Below are 17,942 nucleotides of genomic sequence, written 5' to 3' on the forward strand. Positions count from 1 at the left end.
GCTCCTTACACCGTACGCCAAGCGAGACATTCGCTGAACACTACAAAGAGCAGCAGCAACCGCTCTACCTTCAGCACAGCCTGACGCGGGGTGGAACGCAAAAACCGGGCACGTATCGTCATCCACATCCATGCAGTGCCGGCATACAGCATCAGCCGCCAGACGAATAATCCGTAGCGACTTGCCTCCAGCCAGGCTTTGACGTGCTGACCATCCGGATCGGATTCAAACAGCACGGCGGCCAACAGCAACAACACGACCAATATGACAATTAACAGTCCGAACACCAGGGCGGATTGTTTCGCCCAGGCGAATATCCTGCGCTTCCGGCCCTTTACCTGTGGCTCTACGGTCGTAGGCATCATCACTCTCCTGCCTTCTGGCTCAAGCCATTAAAGCCCTGGTCTTCATTCCCGGATTTCTGCTGCATCCGGTTGTCAGTATTACGCAGCCCCTGGCGATCGAGCGCAGTCAGCAGGCTGTTGTTGCTGATCGCTTTGCGCAGCTCCATTTCGTTTTTCAGCGCGTTAATCTCTCGGTCCAGTGCGTCGATACGGCGATCGCTTTCGGCCATCGCTTCTGGCTGATCTGCCGCATTCGGTTCGGATTGCCCCGTCGTGATCATTCGGCGCATCACCAGGGCTGTCTCCACCGTTTCCGACATTGCCAGCTCACTGGCCAGTCGCATCACAAGCGCGCTATTGTCCGGGTCATCTTTCAGCGACTGGATCACACCGCGAGTCACCGTGAGTCCCCCCGTCTTCAGCTTGCCGATGTTCTCCGCGGTGGGCGCCAAGGTGCCCGATACCAGCTGCGACAGGACTTCGGTATTGACTTTAGTTGCATCTTCCAGCATCGGGGCAAAGCCCGTGCCAGCTACGCTGCTGCGTGGCTCATTCTCGCTACCACCGCTGGTACACTGGCTGGCATCACGACAGGTGCGGATGGAGCGATCGCCCAACACCTTCACAACCGCCTCTGCAGCTTTTTCGGAATCGGGAAACTTCTGGCAGACAGAACCGTTACAACTGGATGCTGATACCGTGTTGTTGCTGGTTACAGGCTGGTTGTTCATCATGTTGTAGCCCGCCTTGGCCAGGTCATGTGTCGGCCGAATGGCTGCCTGCCCTTTGCCACCTTTTTTCTGACCACCGACCCAGGTTGTGCCCTCTTCGCCTGTCGCCTTTTGCAGTTTCTGCTCGCTGCGTACCGCATCACCGTCGGATGACTGCACAATGTCTTTGAACTCCTCCGCTACCGCCGCCTGCGTCCATTTGTTGCCCATGGTAAAATCGGCCATACGGTTGGACAGGCTTTCACAGCGCATCTTGGCTTTATCGAATGACAACCCGGCCTGCAGAATGCCGTTGGTCAGCATTTCGTACAGGCTGGGATTGGCGCGCTGAATAATCATCGCGGGCATACTGGCTACGGCACCGGTCGCCCCCTGGATCACCGTGCTCATCAGGTCTTTGAAACCACTAGTCATACCATTGAGCTGATTACCGACCGTGGTTTTCATGTCGAAATTGCCGCACATTAAATCACTCGACCAGCCCCCCTGAACGCCTAGTCGGGTCATGCTATTGCGCGTGGCAGGCTGCGATATCACCGAGCCACCTCCGATGCTGTAAAACATCATGTCGCTGATCGCCCCGGAACTGGATGTACCCAATGGGGTAGATGCTGCAAAACTCATTACCGGCATCAGATACGCCGCTGCAATCATCGTTTTCATATTCATCATGGAAAGTCTCAAATGTCAGTGGTGTAAAGGAGGGTTTGTCCGCGGCGCTGGCAGCAGCTGTACGGTTGCCATAATGCCCAGGCGTAATTGCCTTGTTCTGAATACGGCATCGATGCCTGGCCAACGTTGTCCGGAAAGATTGCGCAGCTCATGGACAACTGCGGTGCCAGAGCCTGCCACTTGTGATTGGTTGTGCCGGTATTTTCTGTCACCGGCTCGGGTGGCCAGTATCCGGGACTGGGTGTTCCCACCAGGGCCTGGTAAATATGCAGTTGCCCGTTTCGGGTGATCACGTCGGCCGTTCGCTGGGCAACTAACGCCGCGGCCTTATAACCGTCCTGCTGGGTAACAAAGCCGCTGCGGGGATAGATGTTGCCCCACATATTCCCGCCCGTCTGGCTACCCAGTTCTCGCTGGCCAGGAATGAGTGCTTCTGGATACAGCGACTCCGGCAACGACGTTCGCCAGAACAGCGCATCGAGCGAGCTGAGAAAATACGGATTGAGCGGCAACGCGGCACTACGGCATGAGTACCCCGGGACCATTCCACCAATCAATGACGTGGCCGGGTGACCAATCGCATCGCTATAGAGATAGCGCAGGTTCTTCTTGCGCCCTGCTTCGGGGGCTTTCAGTTCCTGATTGCCCCCGCCGGCAACAACGCCAGCGATACTCCCGATCAATCCGCCTTCTGCAGATGCCGCGCTCTGGCTGACCAGCGACATTTCAGTCCAGGGGTTATCACCGCTGTTACCGTACGCCGATACGACAGCCTCTGGAATGAAATGCTCGACGCGGACCGAGGTCTTGACCGAGCAGCCAAATGGGGTACAGAGTAGCCAATAGCAGATACCCTTGACACGCCAACTGATGCACGACACCGACGACGCACTTGCCACAATCTGCGCCGTATTCACGCTGGCCGTTGTCAGCCCGCTGACAGATAACAGGGTGGCCATCAACATGCGTCGGGTTTTTAGCGTCATATTCATCGGCGCGCCTCCTGCCAGTTGCTCAGGTGGGCACTGGCCAGATCGACGTCGGTGGTGCCATAGACAACATAGTTATCGTCAAAGACGACAGCGGGATAACGCTGCAGCTGCAGCTGCCAGGCCTTGATCACGCCGGCGAACGCCGATGACAGATCAGCCTGCCGCTGCCTGAATTCAGGCGACGTCAGTACTGCCCGGGCGCGTGCTTCTGCTTGTCTCGGATCGGCAGACAGTCCAGTAAACAAATCAGCCTGAATTTTATCTGGAGCATCGAGGTAGACGACCTGGGCCTCGGCGGATGAGCCAGGTATAACAGGGTGAGCGCTGTCGGTATAAATGACCGTACCGGCAAACGTACCAGCAGGCAGCAACAGCGCCGTCAGATAAACAAATCTGATCATGGTGAGCACTCCTTAAACGGGGAAAACTAACCCGTTTAAGGTGCGTTTATGGGCACGGCGTGTCAGTAAGGAACTGTTTTCTGAGATTCAAAAAATTAACCAATTTACTCCCTGTCACGCCACGCCAGGTAATCCGTCACAGACCAAAAACCTGCAGCAGAAGCATTGCGCTCCAGTGACCACCGGGTTTCTCCCGGACGAACACCTTTCCACTCGGCAGGGATGACAGCCTCAGGCTGGTGTTCAGAAAAATAATCAAGATAGGGATCAAACTCATCATCATGCTCCCAATGCTTTTCTTTCCACGCAATCAATGCGTCTTCATCGTTCTGGGTCTCATAATACAAGAAGTAAAATGCCCTGTCGGATATGTCTTCCGGTTTCACCTGAAAGAGGGCTGCGTAGTGCTCTCGTATCTTACGCTCCTCACACCTATCTCGCTCCTCCTCCGCCTTCCGTCCACACAAGTCCTTCCAGGCTTCTGTAATATCCTCATCCGTCAAACAGTTAGGAAAACTCAGCTCAGCCAGATCGTCATAGGTCAGTACATCGGGTTGAATACCCAGCAGAGCAGCAATACGCTCACGCTCGCAGCGGTCTGCCTCCGCCCGTTGAGCCTGACTGTCTTTATGAGCGCGAACGGCTGCAGGGATAATTTTCGTCCAGTCTGGGATAGCTCCCGATCCTCGTTGTTTTCCGGACAAAAGATTCATCCGCTGGATGAATGTTTCATCTTCATCAGATATGGGTGCCCTGATATCACCGGCTACGTCGTTCGGGTCGATAGTCCCTGGTAATCCTCGTTTTTCCCGGCCGCTCCCCACCCGATCCGATAAGAAACGTTCCTGCCAGGCTTTCCCTTGTGCGCGCTTGCCCTCTGCTTCCATGCTAATGGTGTATTTCATTAACCAAACATGCATATAACGCTGACGTTTTTCAGCCATACGGATACTGATGTCGTGGAACCGTTGGTAGAAGACTTCATCATGGCCACAGTCAATGCTGTCGCCTTCATGCGCTACCTCATGTTCGGTTAAGCTGAAAAGGTAGCCCGCTGTCTGCAGCGGCTCACTCTTCAGCCGCCTGACCACATTGACATTAAATGCAATATACGATCTGCCGTCAGTCCAGGCCGCGGCACTATTCGACTCTCCGAGCAGTATTTGGTAGTCAACACCGTTACTACAACAACGCCGTGCGTATTCCCTCAAACACCATCGCAACGCCACCCATGCGCGACGCGTTTCGGCATCGAGAGCAGCCTTTTCAGAAACCAACGCCGTGACATCAACCAGTTGTTTGGCAATATACTCAAATGATGCCAATGCAGGTGTATAAAGCCATCGGCCACGATAGTCATTGTTAACAATCCACTGGCCAAGAATGTCATGGATTCGATCCAGACATTCCAGAAACTCTTCTGACGAATGGCACCCAAACCGGGTTAATGTCACAGGATGAACCACGGCAATAATCCCTGCCATCGCCAGTCGTTCCCCAATCGGAATATCCGAGGAAGGCGAGACAACAAAAGCCCCCTCAAAAGCACCGTCATCATCGGCAAGAAGGTCGCTGCGACATGCTGTGCGGCAAAGCCCCAGAAAACGTGAAAAAGAAACATGCCGCTTCCCTGGCAGGATAGTGATCACCTCCTCATCCTGACATAGCCGGTAGTAATCCCCCTCTCCTGATAACAACGAGCGAGCGGTCTTTTCCCGACGATTCTCCGTTTTCCTGTTTGCCCCCAGTCTGCCTGTGAAGTCGTTGGCCAGACGTGCGAAGGTTTTTGAAATGGATTGCCAGACAGGACATGTCTTACGCAAGATTTCAGTCCGGGAGACGTTCAATGCCACAGCCTGTTTGCTGACAATCAATCCGCCGCACCCCCACACATGCCCGGGATCATGACGTACAAGAACGCCCTGGTTATAAATGGCCACTGCCCCCTCGGCTTTCAGCCGATACCAGGCGAACTCATCTTCGGCATCCCATTGCTCAAGTGCCGGCGCGCGTGTGATAACCGCACCATTCAGTGTTATCGAGACAGGCGTGTAACGAACCAGGTCACGGATCTCCTGAACTGCTGATACCAGTTCTACATCACTCAACGGTTCGTACCATTCACCGGTGATGTGACACCCCCGGATTCGTTCTTCGAGCTCATCCAGATCGTAGCTATAACCCATCTCACGCGTATCTACACGCATTCTCCATTGGGTCGACTGCCATACCGTTCTGGCGTGAGCCATAATCTGTCCACGCCCCAGGCGAAATCGCCCATATGTTGCGTCCCCTTCCTGGTGTGGTGTACCGAAACGGCCAAAATAGTTAATGACGTCATCAAGTGACGCAAACCCTGTTCCATCGTCAACGCAACTGAAACCAGTACGATCCAGTGACAGCACAACCGCTTTCGCCTGGGCATCTACGGAGTTCATCAATAGCTCGATGATGGCTTTACCAATCGAGCCAGCCTGGCTGTAGATAATGTGATGAATGATTTGAGGGTCAAGTTCGAATGGGTATCTCATGATGCACCTGTCGGTTAAAAATGAGACCCCATTCTGTTTACTGATAAGGATGAAACAATGCGGAATTGTTTTTCAAAAGCAGTGATAAACAGAGACACATAAGCCATGTGGCCCTGTTGTTCTCATGTTTAATGCTATAATCCCAGACCGTCAAAAATACGTTCATTAATTGCTGGATAACATTATGCCTGAAACTTTCACCCCCAAGATTAAACCAGAACGAGAAACGCTTGGGGATATCACCCCTCAATTCCTGGCCCACTGGAAGGTCGGTTATAAAATTTGCAAGGAAGAATCAAGTAGAATGCAAGAGTGGGTAATCGAACTGGTCAAACACCTGGTCATTATTAACGCAGCAGGCCTGGCTGGCGTTGTCTCGCTGATCGCAATTCAACCTGGGACCGGCATTGACAAACAATCGCTTATGTCATCTGGGTTCTGTTTCGTTTTAGGACTGGCATGCGCTGTTGCAGACATGTATTGCAATTTTTTAGGGCACTCTCGCAGAACAAGTGAAATGGACGAGAGAATTAGAAATCTGGTACTCCATCATGAAACAAACTCTTTAGAAATAAAAGAAGACATAAAAGAAAAAACAATAGAGAAACCATTTAAAACAAAATACCCATTCATAATAGCAACGCTTCTGGGAGGGATAGCAGCTTTTGCATTCACAGTCGGAATGATATACGTCTACATATCAATAAAAGCGCTTATTCATTAGAATACAAGGGCGTTTCCCTCACGAATGAGAGAAACGCCCTCCTTTCAATCCATATCCTTCAATGTTGCTTCCAGTCGGCTCAATAACCACAGCGCATCCACCGTATCGGGGATGCTGATATACCAGCGCATACCATGCTGATAATCCTGGTCATCTGGCCATGAAATATTACCCGTAATGGTGACCAAAATATCCAGCGTGTTCTCCAGTGGGTCGCTCAGGTGCACTGAGATGCTGTTGCTACGACCGATCCGGTGCGGCAATATTGCCGCCGCTATCGGCAGAGTCAGCCGTTTTTTCACCTCAGCCTGCAGCCTGGAAAGCTCACGGTGCTCATGTTCCCCTATGCGGGCGCCGCCCTGTGGCGGGACATCGAACATTACCGATGGCGCGATATCGCTATCCGGAACCACAACCACATCAGTCATCAGCGATTTCATAGTATTTCAGCCCGTTCAGAGAGTATGCCACGTGCTACATCCAGGCGCTTTGCCACCCGGAACGCAGCTTCCAGTTCACTGCAGTTAAACTGCTGCATCAGTTCCCGGCGCTCAGCCTTCTCCTCTTTTTCTGTCATCCCGAGAGCCAGATAGAGACTGGGCGGCACAGACCGGAAGAGTGCCTGCACACGCGTTGAGAGCACAACGCCTTCGGTATAACATCGAGGCAGCTTCGTAGCTGACAGCAACATCGCTTTCTGCTCTGCAGTCAGCGTCTTGAAACGCGCTATTTGTTCCACTTCATCCGGCGGCATGGTCAGGCACAACCACCACTCCGCCATGTTGAGCATTTTTTCGGATACACTGGGATAATCCTTCAGGTTCTGTGTCGCCAGCCACAGCCAGGCGCCGAGCTTACGCCACATTTTCACCACCTTGGTGACATACGGCGACAACAAGGGATTGGTGGTCACGATATGCGCCTCGTCGATCACCATGACTATTTCCCGATCCAGGTACTGATCACGTTCAGCAATATTGTTGACGGTATTAATCAGTGCAATCACCGCAACAGCCATCTGCGCCTCATACCCTTCACGTGCCAGCGTGCCCAAATCAATAATGGTGACATCCGACTCCGGCCAGGGAATGCCTGGACGATTGAACAACTCACCTTCAAACCCTTCGGTGAACATTCGAAGGGCCTCAGACATTTCTTCCGCCCTGGCACGACGCGCCGCCGTTCGACGCTCCCGACCTTCACTGTCCCGGCTATTGTCGCGAGCAATGGACTCCAGGGCTTTCATCAGATGCTCAGGCAACATCTGGGTTTGCTCATCGTGAGCGGCATGAGCAGCTATCAGAATGGCTTCACGCAGCATCCCGCGATCTGCCCGTGTCATCCGCAGTTCTTCTGCCGCCTCTCCACCAGTAACCATCAGGCGTGCGGCGATCTCCATTTCCCCCAGAACATCGCGTTCATCGTCACCGTCGTCATCCTTGATTTCATCCAGTTCAGGAAGTTTATCTTCATCCGTAATCAACGTGTTGGGTGCTGCATCCAGCAACAAATGCGAATCAGCAAACGGCGCTAACGAAACGCCTTTCCCAGGCTTGATACTGATTTTATTGACAGTCAGCCCTAATGACTCGCAATAGTCGCCATAAAGCCCGAAGGAATTACCCGCTTCCAACAGGAACAGCCTGGGACGGTGGAGTGCCATCGTCTGGGACAAACCGCTACAGAGCGTTGCCGACTTTCCCGACCCTGTTGGGCCAAACAACAACAAATGCGCATTCTGAGTACGATCCGCCTTGTTCATCGGGTCAAATGTCAGCGGTGCCCCGCCCCGATTGAAAAAACTGAGTCCAGGATTGCCAGTGCCTGTATCTCGACCGAAGACCGGTAACATGCACGCAAAATGCTGCACGAACATCAGCCGACTATACCAGTGTTGCTTGTCCAACTCCGGATTAAAGGCCATCGGCAGCGCGCGGAGGTATCCATTCAGCGGCGCGACATCGTGCTCCGGATTGACCGGCTTCATACCGTTGTTCAGCAGCTTACTGTTCAGATCTAACTGGCGTTTTGACAATGTATCGGTGTCATGAGCCCGCAGCAAAAATGTTATCGCCGCTCGATACAGTTTGTGACGTTCACCCAGATAGGCTTTGGCTGTTTGAGCGTCCTCACGAGCCCGGGCCGAATCGACGTTCTCACCCATCGCATCACGACCTAATTTGTTAAACTGTTCTTCCAGCACGTCCTGGGGCTGCACAATCAGCGTCATGACCAGCATCGAACCCTGGGGCATCAAATCCATTAGCGCGTTGACGTTATCGCCTCGCCGCACTTCCCCGGTCAGATGCCCGGTCTGTGGCACCCGACGCAGCGCCTCCACCGGCACAGCCTTGTGTGCAATGTCGTCAAACCACCAGATCCCCCGTTCAGCGTCGCTCCTGGGGCGGGTGTACCATAACGATTCGCTAAAATCGTTCATCAGCGGCAACGAACCTGGCCCACCATCGTCATGGTGGGCTGAGCGGTAGAGTGCGTCCGGTGCTACCCACCTGGGATTAGGATTGAACCAGCGCAGCAGCCAGCCGTGGATCTGCTCACCATTCTGCCGATGACATTTGATACTGGCTCCGGCCAGTGCCGACGTCACCCTGTCACACACCTGATTCAGCATCACCACAGGTGACATCTGATCACGAACCGGCGTTTCAACATACCGGTAGATCACCATGCGGGTACGACGAGCCTGCCCCCGCCAGGGCGCACCGGTTACAATCTTGTCTTCAAACAACCCTTTTTCGACCGATATGCTCTTCATATGCCTTTCGGTCTCAGCGAGCCAGGCATTCGTAAACGCCGTTCCCTCCGCCCAAGGTTTGACATACCCCCGCAGCCGGTCAATGTACTCGGTTACGTCAGTTTCATCCTGACAGTAAAACTGGACCACCCACTGATGACTATCCAGCTCAGGCAGGCTGTCCTGCAGCGCATCTTCTACCGTGTCGCGGATCTCATCCAGCCGTTCTGCCGGGCGCCCTTCGGTCCCTACCGGTATGACTTCATATACCGCCCCCACCGACACGCCGTCATCCAGCAGAATACAGCGCTCCTGGGGCAAATATTCTGCATACGGCATGAAATCAATGATCGATGGAGCTGTGTCGTATAACCGCTGCTCATCGCGATGAGTAAGCGTACCATCTCTGTGTAACGGCTCGCGGCCGGCAACGGCAAAAGGACCGTCGCCCTCCTGATATTGAGGACGCACGTTCACTTTAGAGCGGAATAAGGAAAACATTACAGGTCCCCCAGCCGCTCGCCCGGCAATGCGTATTGGATCTGAGAGTAGAACGGGAACACCGTGCTGTACCCCGGAACCGGGGTACTGCCTTCGGCAAGATGAGGGAACACGTACATGACCAGGTCAGGATTGGGTAACCGAGGAAACGTCTGCTGGATTTCGTTCTCCTGGGTACGACTGTAGCTGTCTGACTCCTGTTGCAGTTGAGTGCGATCCCGTTCAGAGAGTGCCCGACGCAACACGCTCCGACCATCGCCGGCAGATGGTGAGGCAGTCCCCGAAGCGGCACCATTACGCCACAACTCCAGCATATTGCTGTCCCCTGGCGGTAGCATGGCGTCCTTGCTGGTACTGCATCCAGCAAGCAAAAAAACCGATAATACTAATACCATACGTTTCTTTTCCGTCATTGTGCTCCCCTTCAATCCATCCCCATTCCGGTCTTATTCAGGCTGAAGTCATATTTGACCTTGCGCCCTTTTTCTTCGTAATCGATAGCCAACTGCCGGGTGATATGTACTGCCACCCGGGCGCCGGGCTGCACATAAATGGCATCAAACGTCTGGCCATACCTCGATTTCACCCAGTCCACGATTTCTTTGGTACCACCCGAAAATGCTTTACCCAGCACCGCCTGACCAGCATTCCCAGTCAGCGAGGATGTAACCCCGCCATACCCATTGGTCTGTGAGGTATTCTGGTTTTGTGCCAGTGCATCACCGGCTGTACTGGCGCCGGCCAGCAACGTAATGGTGGGCAGGTACGTGGAGGCATTCGATTTGCGTTCGCCGGCCACGCACGGGATACCGTGCTCATCTGAAATCCAGCCAATGCTGCCGCCCGCCGACCCATTGCCGGAATTATTCTGGCCACCACTGCTGTCCGCTTTATCTGACGGGCGCGGTAATGTACGAACAGTACCGTCCGTAAACACAAAGGTGATGCTGGTCACTGACCCGCGTACGCAGGACAGCGTCCAGTCACCGGTGGCCGTTCCCGAAACAATGGCACCCTCGACATCAGGCAATTCAATACCATTGGCCGTCAGGTTATCCTTGCCGATCACCGCTTTGAATGGATACGGATCGACGACCTTGCCATCAATGGGAATGCGTCCCAGCAGGGCCGTCATTGCCTGGCTGCCCACCAGCGTCGAGTTCTCCGGCAGGGTATAAACCGGGTCAACCGGTCCCTGCGTACCATTGTCGTTCAGTGATGCCGAACCCGACTTGCGATCCAGTTCGGCCTTCTGCCGGGTAATAGCGTTATCATCAAGAAATGAAAGTGGGAACGTAGTGCTGGTGGCCGCAACCCCTTTCGCCACAGGTTTACCACTGGCATCGGTGGCAATACCGTCCGTGGGCTCAACCCACATCAGTCCATCAGCACCTGCCACACCTGTCGTTGATGCAGGAGGCATTCCACCCGTATCGCCCAATCCCAGGCCAACGGGAAAATCTGACCGGCTATTCACCGATGGAGAAGACGTACGAGACTGTCCATTCTTCAACTGATCCAGCGCATTATTCATCTGCTGCGTCAGCTGCTGAATCTGCCCTTTTAATGCGCCCTGCTCTTTGGCAGCTTCCTGCTGGGAGGTAGACACAGCCTGATTGATGCGACCATCAACATCCGCATTTGCCGATTTCAGCTTCTTGTTTTCTTCCAGCAGTTGTTTGTTCTGCTCTTCGAGTTGTGTCTGTTTTGCAGACACATTTTTGAGGGTGCCTACCAGCGTCCTCAGCGTGTCCTGTGGGGTATCCCCTTCAATACCCAGCGTGCGCAAGTCATCCGGCGTTAACTCGCTCAACGTCGCCTTCTTCGTTGTTTCACCGACGTCATTGCTTTTACCCCCGGAACAACTTTTCACACCGATGACGGCAGAGGCCAACAACACGGTAGGTACCAGGATTTTTACCAGTCCGTTCGACTTCATCTGCATTTCTGCTACCTCTTTTTAGTCGACTGAGCAGGCATTACCGGCTCGGCAATAAACGCACTGTCCGGTTTGCCCTGTACAACCAGGTAAACGGCCGTTGTGTCTTCGGGGGTACCAGCTCGCCCCAACCAGCGATGCTGAAAAGCAGCAGACAGGAAACGGCCGTCCAGTCGACGCGGATCCAGGATCACCTTACGCGTGGAGGTATTACGCACCTGTAATGCCACCACGGTGTGTTCATTGAGAGCCCACGCCGCCAGGGGTTTAATCTGTACCGGCTCAGAGGGATAAAGCGTGGTGATCGTGCCAGGCAGACGCAGCGGAACCGGGTGAATACCGGGTACAGACTCGACAGCGCGCAGAGGGGCATACAGGTTTTGTGCGGCATACCGTGTCATCACCACGGGTAACGGCGCGTTCAGCGAGGGAGCCTGGCGACGGGAAGTTGATCCACTCCCCGAATCAGCACTCTCCGACTTAACTGAGCCTGAGCTTGCCCGGTGCCCATTACCGTTGCTGCTCCCCGTGGTTTTAGCGTTATCCGGAGATGACACCGATGTGACCTCTCCCTCATACACCACTTTCACCGGTTCACGGAGTGCCTTACCGGCAGATGCACTGATATCCAACAGGATAATTTCACCACTCTCTGCATCCAGAAGGGTCAGGCGCGTTGTCGGGAAGGCCTCGCTGGCCGACAGATAGACCGCACCGCCACTGCTCTGAACCCGGAGTTTGTCTTTCAGTGACGGCGGGAATCCGACCCGCACGTTCTTATCGACAAACACAATGCGCTCCTGGCCAACGTTGAGCGGTACCTGCAACGGGATACGCTCCCAGCGCATCAGCTCTACCGCCGAAACCGGAAATGCAGCGGCAATCAGCAACGCGGATGTGATACGTGAAAAAACGGTCACGGTCATTGGAATACCCCCGTTTTCTTTTCCGGTGCCGCGACCGGCGCAGCTTCAATGCGTTGAGGCATACTGTCGTAGCAGTCCAGTGCCAGACCGAACGGGTTACGTTCCGGGTCACCCTCCCAACGCAGTACACGCAACGGATAACGCACCATGGCACGCTTTACAGGCTCGGTGTGGTAGTACTCGTCGGCTACCAGATCCAGACGTACCACCCACTCATCGTCTGAGCGAACGGTAACACTCTGGCTGCTATACCCTCGCCGGGGCAGCTCATACACCACGCGGACACGGTCCTTCAGCTCGCCGCTGTCACCACGCACTTTCGCATCTTTGTTGAGAAAGTCCTGACACGCTGGGGTCAGGAACGCGCCCAATTGAGCAATTTTGGCCGGGTAGTCCACATCACCATTCTTCGGCCAGGCATTGAGTTGCTGGAAAATGTAAAACCCAAAGGCGTAGACCGTGGAGGGCGGTACTTTCCACCATTCACGCGTGCTGCCACTGCGTAAATCGGGGGGATTGTGGATAGTGAGCTGACGCGGTGCAGACATCCATCCGACAATAGTCATGATGAGCAGCAGCACCAACAGCACAATAATGCCGCGTAACGTCAATATGTGGTTATCACGAGCGCTGACCGCATTACGAAAACGACTCAGCATCAGCGCCCCCTCGTGATACGAACAGAGCGCTTGATTTGCCAGGGCTGAGATGACAGGACCAGCCCTGAACCCGGAGCCAGGGACAAACGGGCACGGAGCTCCTGGAAGCGACGCCAGATATAGTTATCCGGCTTACCGCGTTTGTAACTGCTGATGTAGTGTCCGCCGATAAAAACAACCAACAGCGGCGTCAACAGCATACAGGTCGGTAATATCACCCATCCCACCAGGGGCAACATCGGCAGAGCCAGAGGTACACCAAGCAGAACGCCAGTTCCAGCAGCCAGTCCCAGCTCGCCGGTGGTAAACCCCTTGTATACGGCCGGAGGGTTATTCAACCGGTCCGGGAGGAAGTTGATCACCGCCATGTTCCCTCCCTTAGATGATGTCTGCCGCTTTAGTCAGCAACCAGATCACCGCAACCAGCAAGACCACACCAACAACGATAAACGCACCGAATTCGGTCCACGTCGCTTTTCCCTGACGAACATGGTGAAAACAGCTGATGGCAGCATTGGCTACCACGATAAAGGCGATTACTGCAATCAACAGACCACCCAGAGTGGACCCATCTCTGATAATCCCCTTCATTGTGTTAAACAGTCCACCACCGCCACCAGTCGACGGCGCTTCAACAGGTGGCAAGTCGGCATAAGCACGAAATGACAGGACAGCAAGCAAACAGGCTTGTCCAATACGGTTAAGTAGATTTTTCATAACGTTAAGAATTTCCATCGATTAATTGGCAAAGAAAAAGAGACAAATCACCAGCAGCAGGATGAACCGGAGCACACTGCTCCCCATCGTTTCGGTATCTATCGCCTGACTCCGCCATCCCCGAAACAAAGAAACGAGTGCCCATGCGGCTATCAGAAACAACACGACAAAGAGCGTCCCCGTGATCAAGTTGTTGAGTACGGAGGGCTCGCCGCCCCCGGCACCAATACTCCACGCCCCACTTTGTGCGCTGGTCATCGGCATCAGCGTGACTCCTGGCTGTACTGGCCAGTGACGTTCATCGGCACAGCGGGCTGCGCCCGGGACGGCTGTAGATATCGCTCGATACCGAGCTTCATCGCCGTGATGTCGCGCGTAGCACTGGAGTAGTCGAAGTAGTAGCGGGCGGAATCACCTGCGTTCTGACTGGCAATCACCTGAGCCCGGTTGAGCGCGGCTTGCACCTGATCCAGTTGACGCATCACCAATGCCAGCTCGTCTTTTTCAGAGGCCTGTGCAGACGCCGAAAACAAAAAGGAAAAGATGACGACAGAAAGGACACATTTGAGGGGGTTGATAGATCGAACCACCATGTCTCTGCTCCCATAACAGTAACGGTGGGAGCAGAGTGGAGGATTAGCGTGGAGAGGACAGCACGAAACCCTTTTTCGAGTTAGAAAAATTTACTGTAACTGTACGTTATCTTTATTAAAGAAAGGGTCTGCACCAATAAAGACTTCATCGGGGATGTCCTCCCATTCTTTACGGAGCGCATCAAACTCGCCGTAACACCATAAATGCAAAAAGGTGTGGCACTCATCAGGATCTAACTCTAATGCATACTCAATTGCCGCTACAGCAGGATTGTTTTCCATATAAACTCCTCACTACAGGTATTTTTTAAATGCGCCCATCGTCACCGAGATAACTCCCCCCAGCAGTATTGCGGCAGGCAAAATCAGCAGATTCGGCCATACAGCCGTTGGCCAGCCGAGATAGAGCATGGTCGGACCGTAGAACGCTGGTTTGATAAAGCGTTTGGCATGGTGATAAAGAAAACTGGATTCATAACCGGCGCCGTAGCGCCGTAAATCGCGCCGAACCAGCCCATCTACAACCCCGGTGATTATGACCAGGACAAAGAGAGGGATTGAGAGAACGAGGATGCACACCCGGATGACGTAGATGAGCGTCACGTACATCATCGCCTCCAGGTACTCCCCCACCCACATCGCCAGGGATCTTCCTGTCTGGCTAATCGCCTCCAGCAGCTCACCACGACGATGGCCTGCTGCCGTTTGGGGAGCCGCACTGCCGTTCAGCCAGCTAATAAAGCCGGTATCAACAAACCCCCACTGATAGACCCGGTTCACTACGTGATTCATCGTGATAACCGGTTCCGACATCAACAAACTGCGGGTAAAGCCTTCTGATAAGTAGGCGCTTTCTGTATGCAGAACTTCACGGCTATGCTCCGCCCCAGCTGTCGGCCAAATCAGCGTCATGCAGGCAAACTCAACAATAATGCTGACCAGCCACGCCGCCAGAAAAATCCCCACCAGTTTCCACGGCAAATCCCAGAGCAGAAACATGATCGGCCCTGACTGTTTCGGTGGAGCGGCAGGCCGCTGTTGCTGTGATTGTTGCTGCGTCTGTGCCATCACGCCGCTCCCTGGCTCAAGGACGCGTCTATGCCAGGCTCAGACCACCAGGACTCAGCCGTTCTGTAGTTACGCTGCATGTATTCCGCTATTTTCTCGATGCTCTCCGGCATCAAGGGATCATTTTCGGATGCCGGCAACGGCATCCGAATCTTCCACAACTTACCCCCCTCAAGTAACGCAAAGGCCTGCCCTTTCGGCAGGTTGATCACATCTGCCGGCGTTATCATCGGCATCCGCACCGAGCTCACGCTATCCTGGACATTACTGGTGAAATCGCTGCCATGCTCCGGATTAGACACATCCGTCACACCAGACATCAAGGTCTTGGTATAGACGTCGACTTCAGGCAACTGGCTGGTGAGCAGCTCGGCTGTAGTGTTCTCACGAACACGCAGCATGATGAGCGAGTTAAAGTTCCCCACAACCTGCGCGGCCTTTGCGGCACTACCGATGCGAGCCTCGATATCTGAAACCGTCTGTGTATATGCAGAAACCTGTATCCCTGCCCCGCCGCCTTTGTTGATCAAGGGAATGAACTCGTCGCCCATCAATTCGTTAAATTCGTCACAGTGGAGGTTAATCGGGGTTTTCTCGGTATTGTCCAACCCTTCGCCGAGACCAAATTTGTAGATATGGCCGGCTACAGAAACAAGGTCGGCAAACATGGAATTGCCGACCGCCGATGCCACCGCCGCATCGGACAGCGCATCCAGGCCAATGTAGACAATGCCTTTCTTACGGATAACATCGAGCCAGTTGAAGATGGGGCGGGGGTCGTCCATATCGTCGTAATCCGGTGACAACAGCCCCGCGGTCTTGCCGGTGGTGAGTTTTTCCAGCAACGGCAGGAGGCTCGCGACTATCTTGTCGAAATAGGTCCTGTCATAGCGCACCGCGGAGCGCAGCCCATCCAGTACCGGATCATATACAAGCGCCTTGGCCGCCTCGCTGCCGAGCACGGTTTCCAGCGCCCAGACTTTCATCGCGTTCGGCTGCCCGGACAAATTGCGGGGAAGGTTACGTTCGTCCAGCGTGGACAGCAGGTTCTCCGCGTCTATCAGCAACTGGGGGGCCACTCTGGCCAGCAGGCTCTCCGCATAGCTCTCGTACAATTCCCCGATGTTGGTCACATAACGCAACACCAGGGTGTAATCCGGGCGCTGCCCCTGAGCCACCAGCGCGCGAGCAACGATGTTGACGAAACGCCACGCAAATTCTTTAAATGCCGCGGAATTGCCCTCCCCAGACAACTGCCCTGAGATACGTGAAGCGACTTCTGACACGCGGCTGAACCGCCCAATGGCGTTATAGCGGGCGCTGATGTCTGGCCAGCCCAGATGAAACACATAAAATTCATTTTCCCGGCCGGATCGCCGGGCTTCTGCCCACATACGTCGCAGCAGGTCAGCATCCCCTTTCGGGTCAAAGACGATAGTCACGTCCCCCCGACGTATATCCTGCGTGATCAACAATTCAGCCAGTCGGGTCTTGCCAACACGGGTGGTCCCAATCACCAGCATATGACCAACACGCTCTCCCAGGTCATAGCTGACATCCTGTTCATCCAGCTCCACACCGTGGTAAATCGAGCTGCCCCCCACCGGCGGCAACGGGCGTGCCGTGTTCAGCGGCGAATCCCATCGCGTCAACTTGCATAATGCCGGCACATGTTCAAATCGCTGCTCCAGTGATCGGGCCGCCCGATAAAGCGCACCGGGCTGGACAAAATGAGCCAGCTCTGGCCGACGCGCCTCCATCACTCGCTGGGTATGTATCGGCGTCCAGGCAAAACCACGCCCCAGGAATAACCGTTTATGGCTGACCGGAATTTGATGACTGGACACAACGTAACGCGGCAGGCGCCGGATATTACGGCGATAACGCAATATCCGTAGTCCCTCCCTCGTTCTCTTCATGGCCAGTACACCAAATCCCACCGCAGGCACCCAACTGACAGACGGGGCCAGTGCAATCGACCAGGGAGCAGTCAGGCACAGACAAGTCGCACAGCTGGCGACAACGGCCGTATTCAGCTCAACGGCTGGCCGCAACAGCGATTCCATCACATATTTATGGCTCATGACGCGACACCTCGCTGACTCGATGAGCTGCGTTCACATTCAGGGTAAAGACCCACTGGAACACCAGGTAAAAAAGCAGAAAACCCGACCAGTACTGGATCAGCAGCTCGGTGATATGTTCGTTTTCAAAAAAGGCACGGACATACAGGAAATAATCGGGCAGCGAGAACAACCACAGCGGGATAACAACCAGGCATCCGATCCCAAATAACGGGAAAAGAAGCACCGCTTTAAACACAAAAATCATGGCCTCCCGGCCGCTCGTCACACCAAAGAGCAGAAAAAAACGCGACAGGTAATACATG

Annotated in this window: 20 protein-coding genes; 1 reads left to right on the top strand and 19 read right to left on the bottom strand. The window is 54.3% G+C overall.

Annotated elements, in window-relative coordinates; genetic code table 11:
• Positions 1-5 precede the first annotated feature (5 nt).
• The 5 genes from LF929_RS15980 to LF929_RS16000 form a co-directional block, all read right to left on the bottom strand.
• Positions 6-365: a hypothetical protein gene (locus tag LF929_RS15980; RefSeq protein WP_226066771.1), complete on the bottom strand. Its 360-nt coding sequence runs from the start codon at positions 363-365 to the stop codon at positions 6-8.
• Positions 365-1,708: an integrating conjugative element protein gene (locus LF929_RS15985; protein WP_226093018.1), complete on the bottom strand. Its 1,344-nt coding sequence runs from the start codon at positions 1,706-1,708 to the stop codon at positions 365-367. Before LF929_RS15985 ends, LF929_RS15980 begins: the two co-directional genes overlap by 1 nt.
• Before the next feature lie 47 nt (positions 1,709-1,755).
• Positions 1,756-2,739, bottom strand: coding sequence for a TIGR03756 family integrating conjugative element protein (locus LF929_RS15990; RefSeq protein ID WP_226092967.1), 984 nt, complete (start codon positions 2,737-2,739; stop codon positions 1,756-1,758).
• A complete protein-coding gene (locus tag LF929_RS15995; protein ID WP_226066773.1) occupies positions 2,736-3,140 on the bottom strand; it encodes a TIGR03757 family integrating conjugative element protein in 405 nt (134 codons plus the stop codon). Before LF929_RS15995 ends, LF929_RS15990 begins: the two co-directional genes overlap by 4 nt.
• A 104-nt stretch (positions 3,141-3,244) precedes the next feature.
• Positions 3,245-5,671 carry an ATP-binding protein gene (locus LF929_RS16000; RefSeq protein WP_226066775.1) on the bottom strand — a complete coding sequence of 809 codons (2,427 nt, stop codon included), beginning with the start codon at positions 5,669-5,671 and terminating at the stop codon, positions 3,245-3,247.
• A 184-nt stretch (positions 5,672-5,855) separates the two neighbouring features.
• Here LF929_RS16000 and LF929_RS16005 point away from each other — a divergent pair, with 184 nt between their 5' ends.
• Complete coding sequence (locus LF929_RS16005; protein WP_226066777.1) at positions 5,856-6,395, top strand: hypothetical protein; 540 nt, start codon at positions 5,856-5,858, stop codon at positions 6,393-6,395.
• Between the two features lie 44 nt (positions 6,396-6,439).
• Here LF929_RS16005 and LF929_RS16010 read toward each other — a convergent pair whose 3' ends face one another.
• The 14 genes from LF929_RS16010 to LF929_RS16075 form a co-directional block, all read right to left on the bottom strand.
• The gene (locus LF929_RS16010) at positions 6,440-6,823 is read right to left on the bottom strand and encodes a hypothetical protein (RefSeq protein ID WP_226066779.1); all 384 of its coding nucleotides are present in this window, start codon (positions 6,821-6,823) and stop codon (positions 6,440-6,442) included.
• A gap of 8 nt (positions 6,824-6,831) precedes the next feature.
• Positions 6,832-9,651 carry a conjugative transfer ATPase gene (locus tag LF929_RS16015; RefSeq protein WP_226092968.1) on the bottom strand — a complete coding sequence of 940 codons (2,820 nt, stop codon included), beginning with the start codon at positions 9,649-9,651 and terminating at the stop codon, positions 6,832-6,834.
• Positions 9,651-10,064, bottom strand: coding sequence for a TIGR03751 family conjugal transfer lipoprotein (locus tag LF929_RS16020; RefSeq protein ID WP_226092969.1), 414 nt, complete (start codon positions 10,062-10,064; stop codon positions 9,651-9,653). Before LF929_RS16020 ends, LF929_RS16015 begins: the two co-directional genes overlap by 1 nt.
• Positions 10,065-10,075: 11 nt before the next feature.
• Positions 10,076-11,590 carry a TIGR03752 family integrating conjugative element protein gene (locus LF929_RS16025; protein WP_226093019.1) on the bottom strand — a complete coding sequence of 505 codons (1,515 nt, stop codon included), beginning with the start codon at positions 11,588-11,590 and terminating at the stop codon, positions 10,076-10,078.
• A gap of 11 nt (positions 11,591-11,601) precedes the next feature.
• Positions 11,602-12,438 carry a TIGR03749 family integrating conjugative element protein gene (locus LF929_RS16030; RefSeq protein WP_236614466.1) on the bottom strand — a complete coding sequence of 279 codons (837 nt, stop codon included), beginning with the start codon at positions 12,436-12,438 and terminating at the stop codon, positions 11,602-11,604.
• Positions 12,439-12,512: 74 nt separating this feature from the next.
• Complete coding sequence (locus LF929_RS16035) at positions 12,513-13,172, bottom strand: PFL_4703 family integrating conjugative element protein (protein ID WP_161130190.1); 660 nt, start codon at positions 13,170-13,172, stop codon at positions 12,513-12,515.
• 2 nt (positions 13,173-13,174) lie between these two features.
• The gene (locus LF929_RS16040; protein ID WP_038925508.1) at positions 13,175-13,543 is read right to left on the bottom strand and encodes a TIGR03750 family conjugal transfer protein; all 369 of its coding nucleotides are present in this window, start codon (positions 13,541-13,543) and stop codon (positions 13,175-13,177) included.
• A 10-nt stretch (positions 13,544-13,553) separates the two neighbouring features.
• The gene (locus LF929_RS16045; protein ID WP_226066783.1) at positions 13,554-13,892 is read right to left on the bottom strand and encodes a TIGR03745 family integrating conjugative element membrane protein; all 339 of its coding nucleotides are present in this window, start codon (positions 13,890-13,892) and stop codon (positions 13,554-13,556) included.
• A 21-nt stretch (positions 13,893-13,913) separates the two neighbouring features.
• Complete coding sequence (locus LF929_RS16050; protein WP_226092970.1) at positions 13,914-14,156, bottom strand: TIGR03758 family integrating conjugative element protein; 243 nt, start codon at positions 14,154-14,156, stop codon at positions 13,914-13,916.
• Positions 14,156-14,485 (bottom strand): RAQPRD family integrative conjugative element protein, encoded by a 330-nt coding sequence (locus LF929_RS16055; protein ID WP_050570774.1) that lies wholly within the window; start codon positions 14,483-14,485, stop codon positions 14,156-14,158. The genes LF929_RS16050 and LF929_RS16055 overlap by 1 nt, the downstream gene beginning before the upstream one ends.
• Positions 14,486-14,575: 90 nt before the next feature.
• Positions 14,576-14,767: a hypothetical protein gene (locus LF929_RS16060; protein ID WP_024108374.1), complete on the bottom strand. Its 192-nt coding sequence runs from the start codon at positions 14,765-14,767 to the stop codon at positions 14,576-14,578.
• Positions 14,768-14,779: 12 nt separating this feature from the next.
• On the bottom strand, positions 14,780-15,553 hold the full coding sequence (locus tag LF929_RS16065; protein ID WP_038925512.1) for a TIGR03747 family integrating conjugative element membrane protein: 774 nt from the start codon (positions 15,551-15,553) through the stop codon (positions 14,780-14,782).
• Positions 15,553-17,637 (bottom strand): type IV conjugative transfer system coupling protein TraD, encoded by a 2,085-nt coding sequence (gene traD / locus LF929_RS16070; RefSeq protein WP_226092971.1) that lies wholly within the window; start codon positions 17,635-17,637, stop codon positions 15,553-15,555. Before traD ends, LF929_RS16065 begins: the two co-directional genes overlap by 1 nt.
• Positions 17,627-17,941, bottom strand: coding sequence for a hypothetical protein (locus LF929_RS16075; protein WP_226066788.1), 315 nt, complete (start codon positions 17,939-17,941; stop codon positions 17,627-17,629). Before LF929_RS16075 ends, traD begins: the two co-directional genes overlap by 11 nt.
• Between the last annotated feature and the right edge of the window lies 1 nt (position 17,942).

It is taken from the genome of Dickeya oryzae, assembly GCF_020406815.2.
In the GTDB taxonomy this organism is placed as follows: Bacteria; Pseudomonadota; Gammaproteobacteria; order Enterobacterales; family Enterobacteriaceae; genus Dickeya; species Dickeya oryzae.

What these genes read in the sequence shown, in the direction of transcription:
- LF929_RS15980 (WP_226066771.1), bottom strand. Translation starts at nt 365, where the DNA reads ATGATGCCTACGACCGTAGAGCCACAGGTAAAGGGCCGGAAGCGCAGG.
- LF929_RS15985 (WP_226093018.1), bottom strand. Translation starts at nt 1,708, where the DNA reads ATGCCGGTAATGAGTTTTGCAGCATCTACCCCATTGGGTACATCCAGT.
- LF929_RS15990 (WP_226092967.1), bottom strand. Translation starts at nt 2,739, where the DNA reads ATGAATATGACGCTAAAAACCCGACGCATGTTGATGGCCACCCTGTTA.
- LF929_RS15995 (WP_226066773.1), bottom strand. Translation starts at nt 3,140, where the DNA reads ATGATCAGATTTGTTTATCTGACGGCGCTGTTGCTGCCTGCTGGTACG.
- LF929_RS16000 (WP_226066775.1), bottom strand. Translation starts at nt 5,671, where the DNA reads ATGAGATACCCATTCGAACTTGACCCTCAAATCATTCATCACATTATC.
- LF929_RS16005 (WP_226066777.1), top strand. Translation starts at nt 5,856, where the DNA reads ATGCCTGAAACTTTCACCCCCAAGATTAAACCAGAACGAGAAACGCTT.
- LF929_RS16010 (WP_226066779.1), bottom strand. Translation starts at nt 6,823, where the DNA reads ATGACTGATGTGGTTGTGGTTCCGGATAGCGATATCGCGCCATCGGTA.
- LF929_RS16015 (WP_226092968.1), bottom strand. Translation starts at nt 9,651, where the DNA reads ATGTTTTCCTTATTCCGCTCTAAAGTGAACGTGCGTCCTCAATATCAG.
- LF929_RS16020 (WP_226092969.1), bottom strand. Translation starts at nt 10,064, where the DNA reads ATGACGGAAAAGAAACGTATGGTATTAGTATTATCGGTTTTTTTGCTT.
- LF929_RS16025 (WP_226093019.1), bottom strand. Translation starts at nt 11,590, where the DNA reads ATGAAGTCGAACGGACTGGTAAAAATCCTGGTACCTACCGTGTTGTTG.
- LF929_RS16030 (WP_236614466.1), bottom strand. Translation starts at nt 12,438, where the DNA reads ATGCGCTGGGAGCGTATCCCGTTGCAGGTACCGCTCAACGTTGGCCAG.
- LF929_RS16040 (WP_038925508.1), bottom strand. Translation starts at nt 13,543, where the DNA reads ATGGCGGTGATCAACTTCCTCCCGGACCGGTTGAATAACCCTCCGGCC.
- LF929_RS16045 (WP_226066783.1), bottom strand. Translation starts at nt 13,892, where the DNA reads ATGAAAAATCTACTTAACCGTATTGGACAAGCCTGTTTGCTTGCTGTC.
- LF929_RS16050 (WP_226092970.1), bottom strand. Translation starts at nt 14,156, where the DNA reads ATGCCGATGACCAGCGCACAAAGTGGGGCGTGGAGTATTGGTGCCGGG.
- LF929_RS16055 (WP_050570774.1), bottom strand. Translation starts at nt 14,485, where the DNA reads ATGGTGGTTCGATCTATCAACCCCCTCAAATGTGTCCTTTCTGTCGTC.
- LF929_RS16060 (WP_024108374.1), bottom strand. Translation starts at nt 14,767, where the DNA reads ATGGAAAACAATCCTGCTGTAGCGGCAATTGAGTATGCATTAGAGTTA.
- LF929_RS16065 (WP_038925512.1), bottom strand. Translation starts at nt 15,553, where the DNA reads ATGGCACAGACGCAGCAACAATCACAGCAACAGCGGCCTGCCGCTCCA.
- traD (WP_226092971.1), bottom strand. Translation starts at nt 17,637, where the DNA reads ATGAGCCATAAATATGTGATGGAATCGCTGTTGCGGCCAGCCGTTGAG.
- LF929_RS16075 (WP_226066788.1), bottom strand. Translation starts at nt 17,941, where the DNA reads ATGTATTACCTGTCGCGTTTTTTTCTGCTCTTTGGTGTGACGAGCGGC.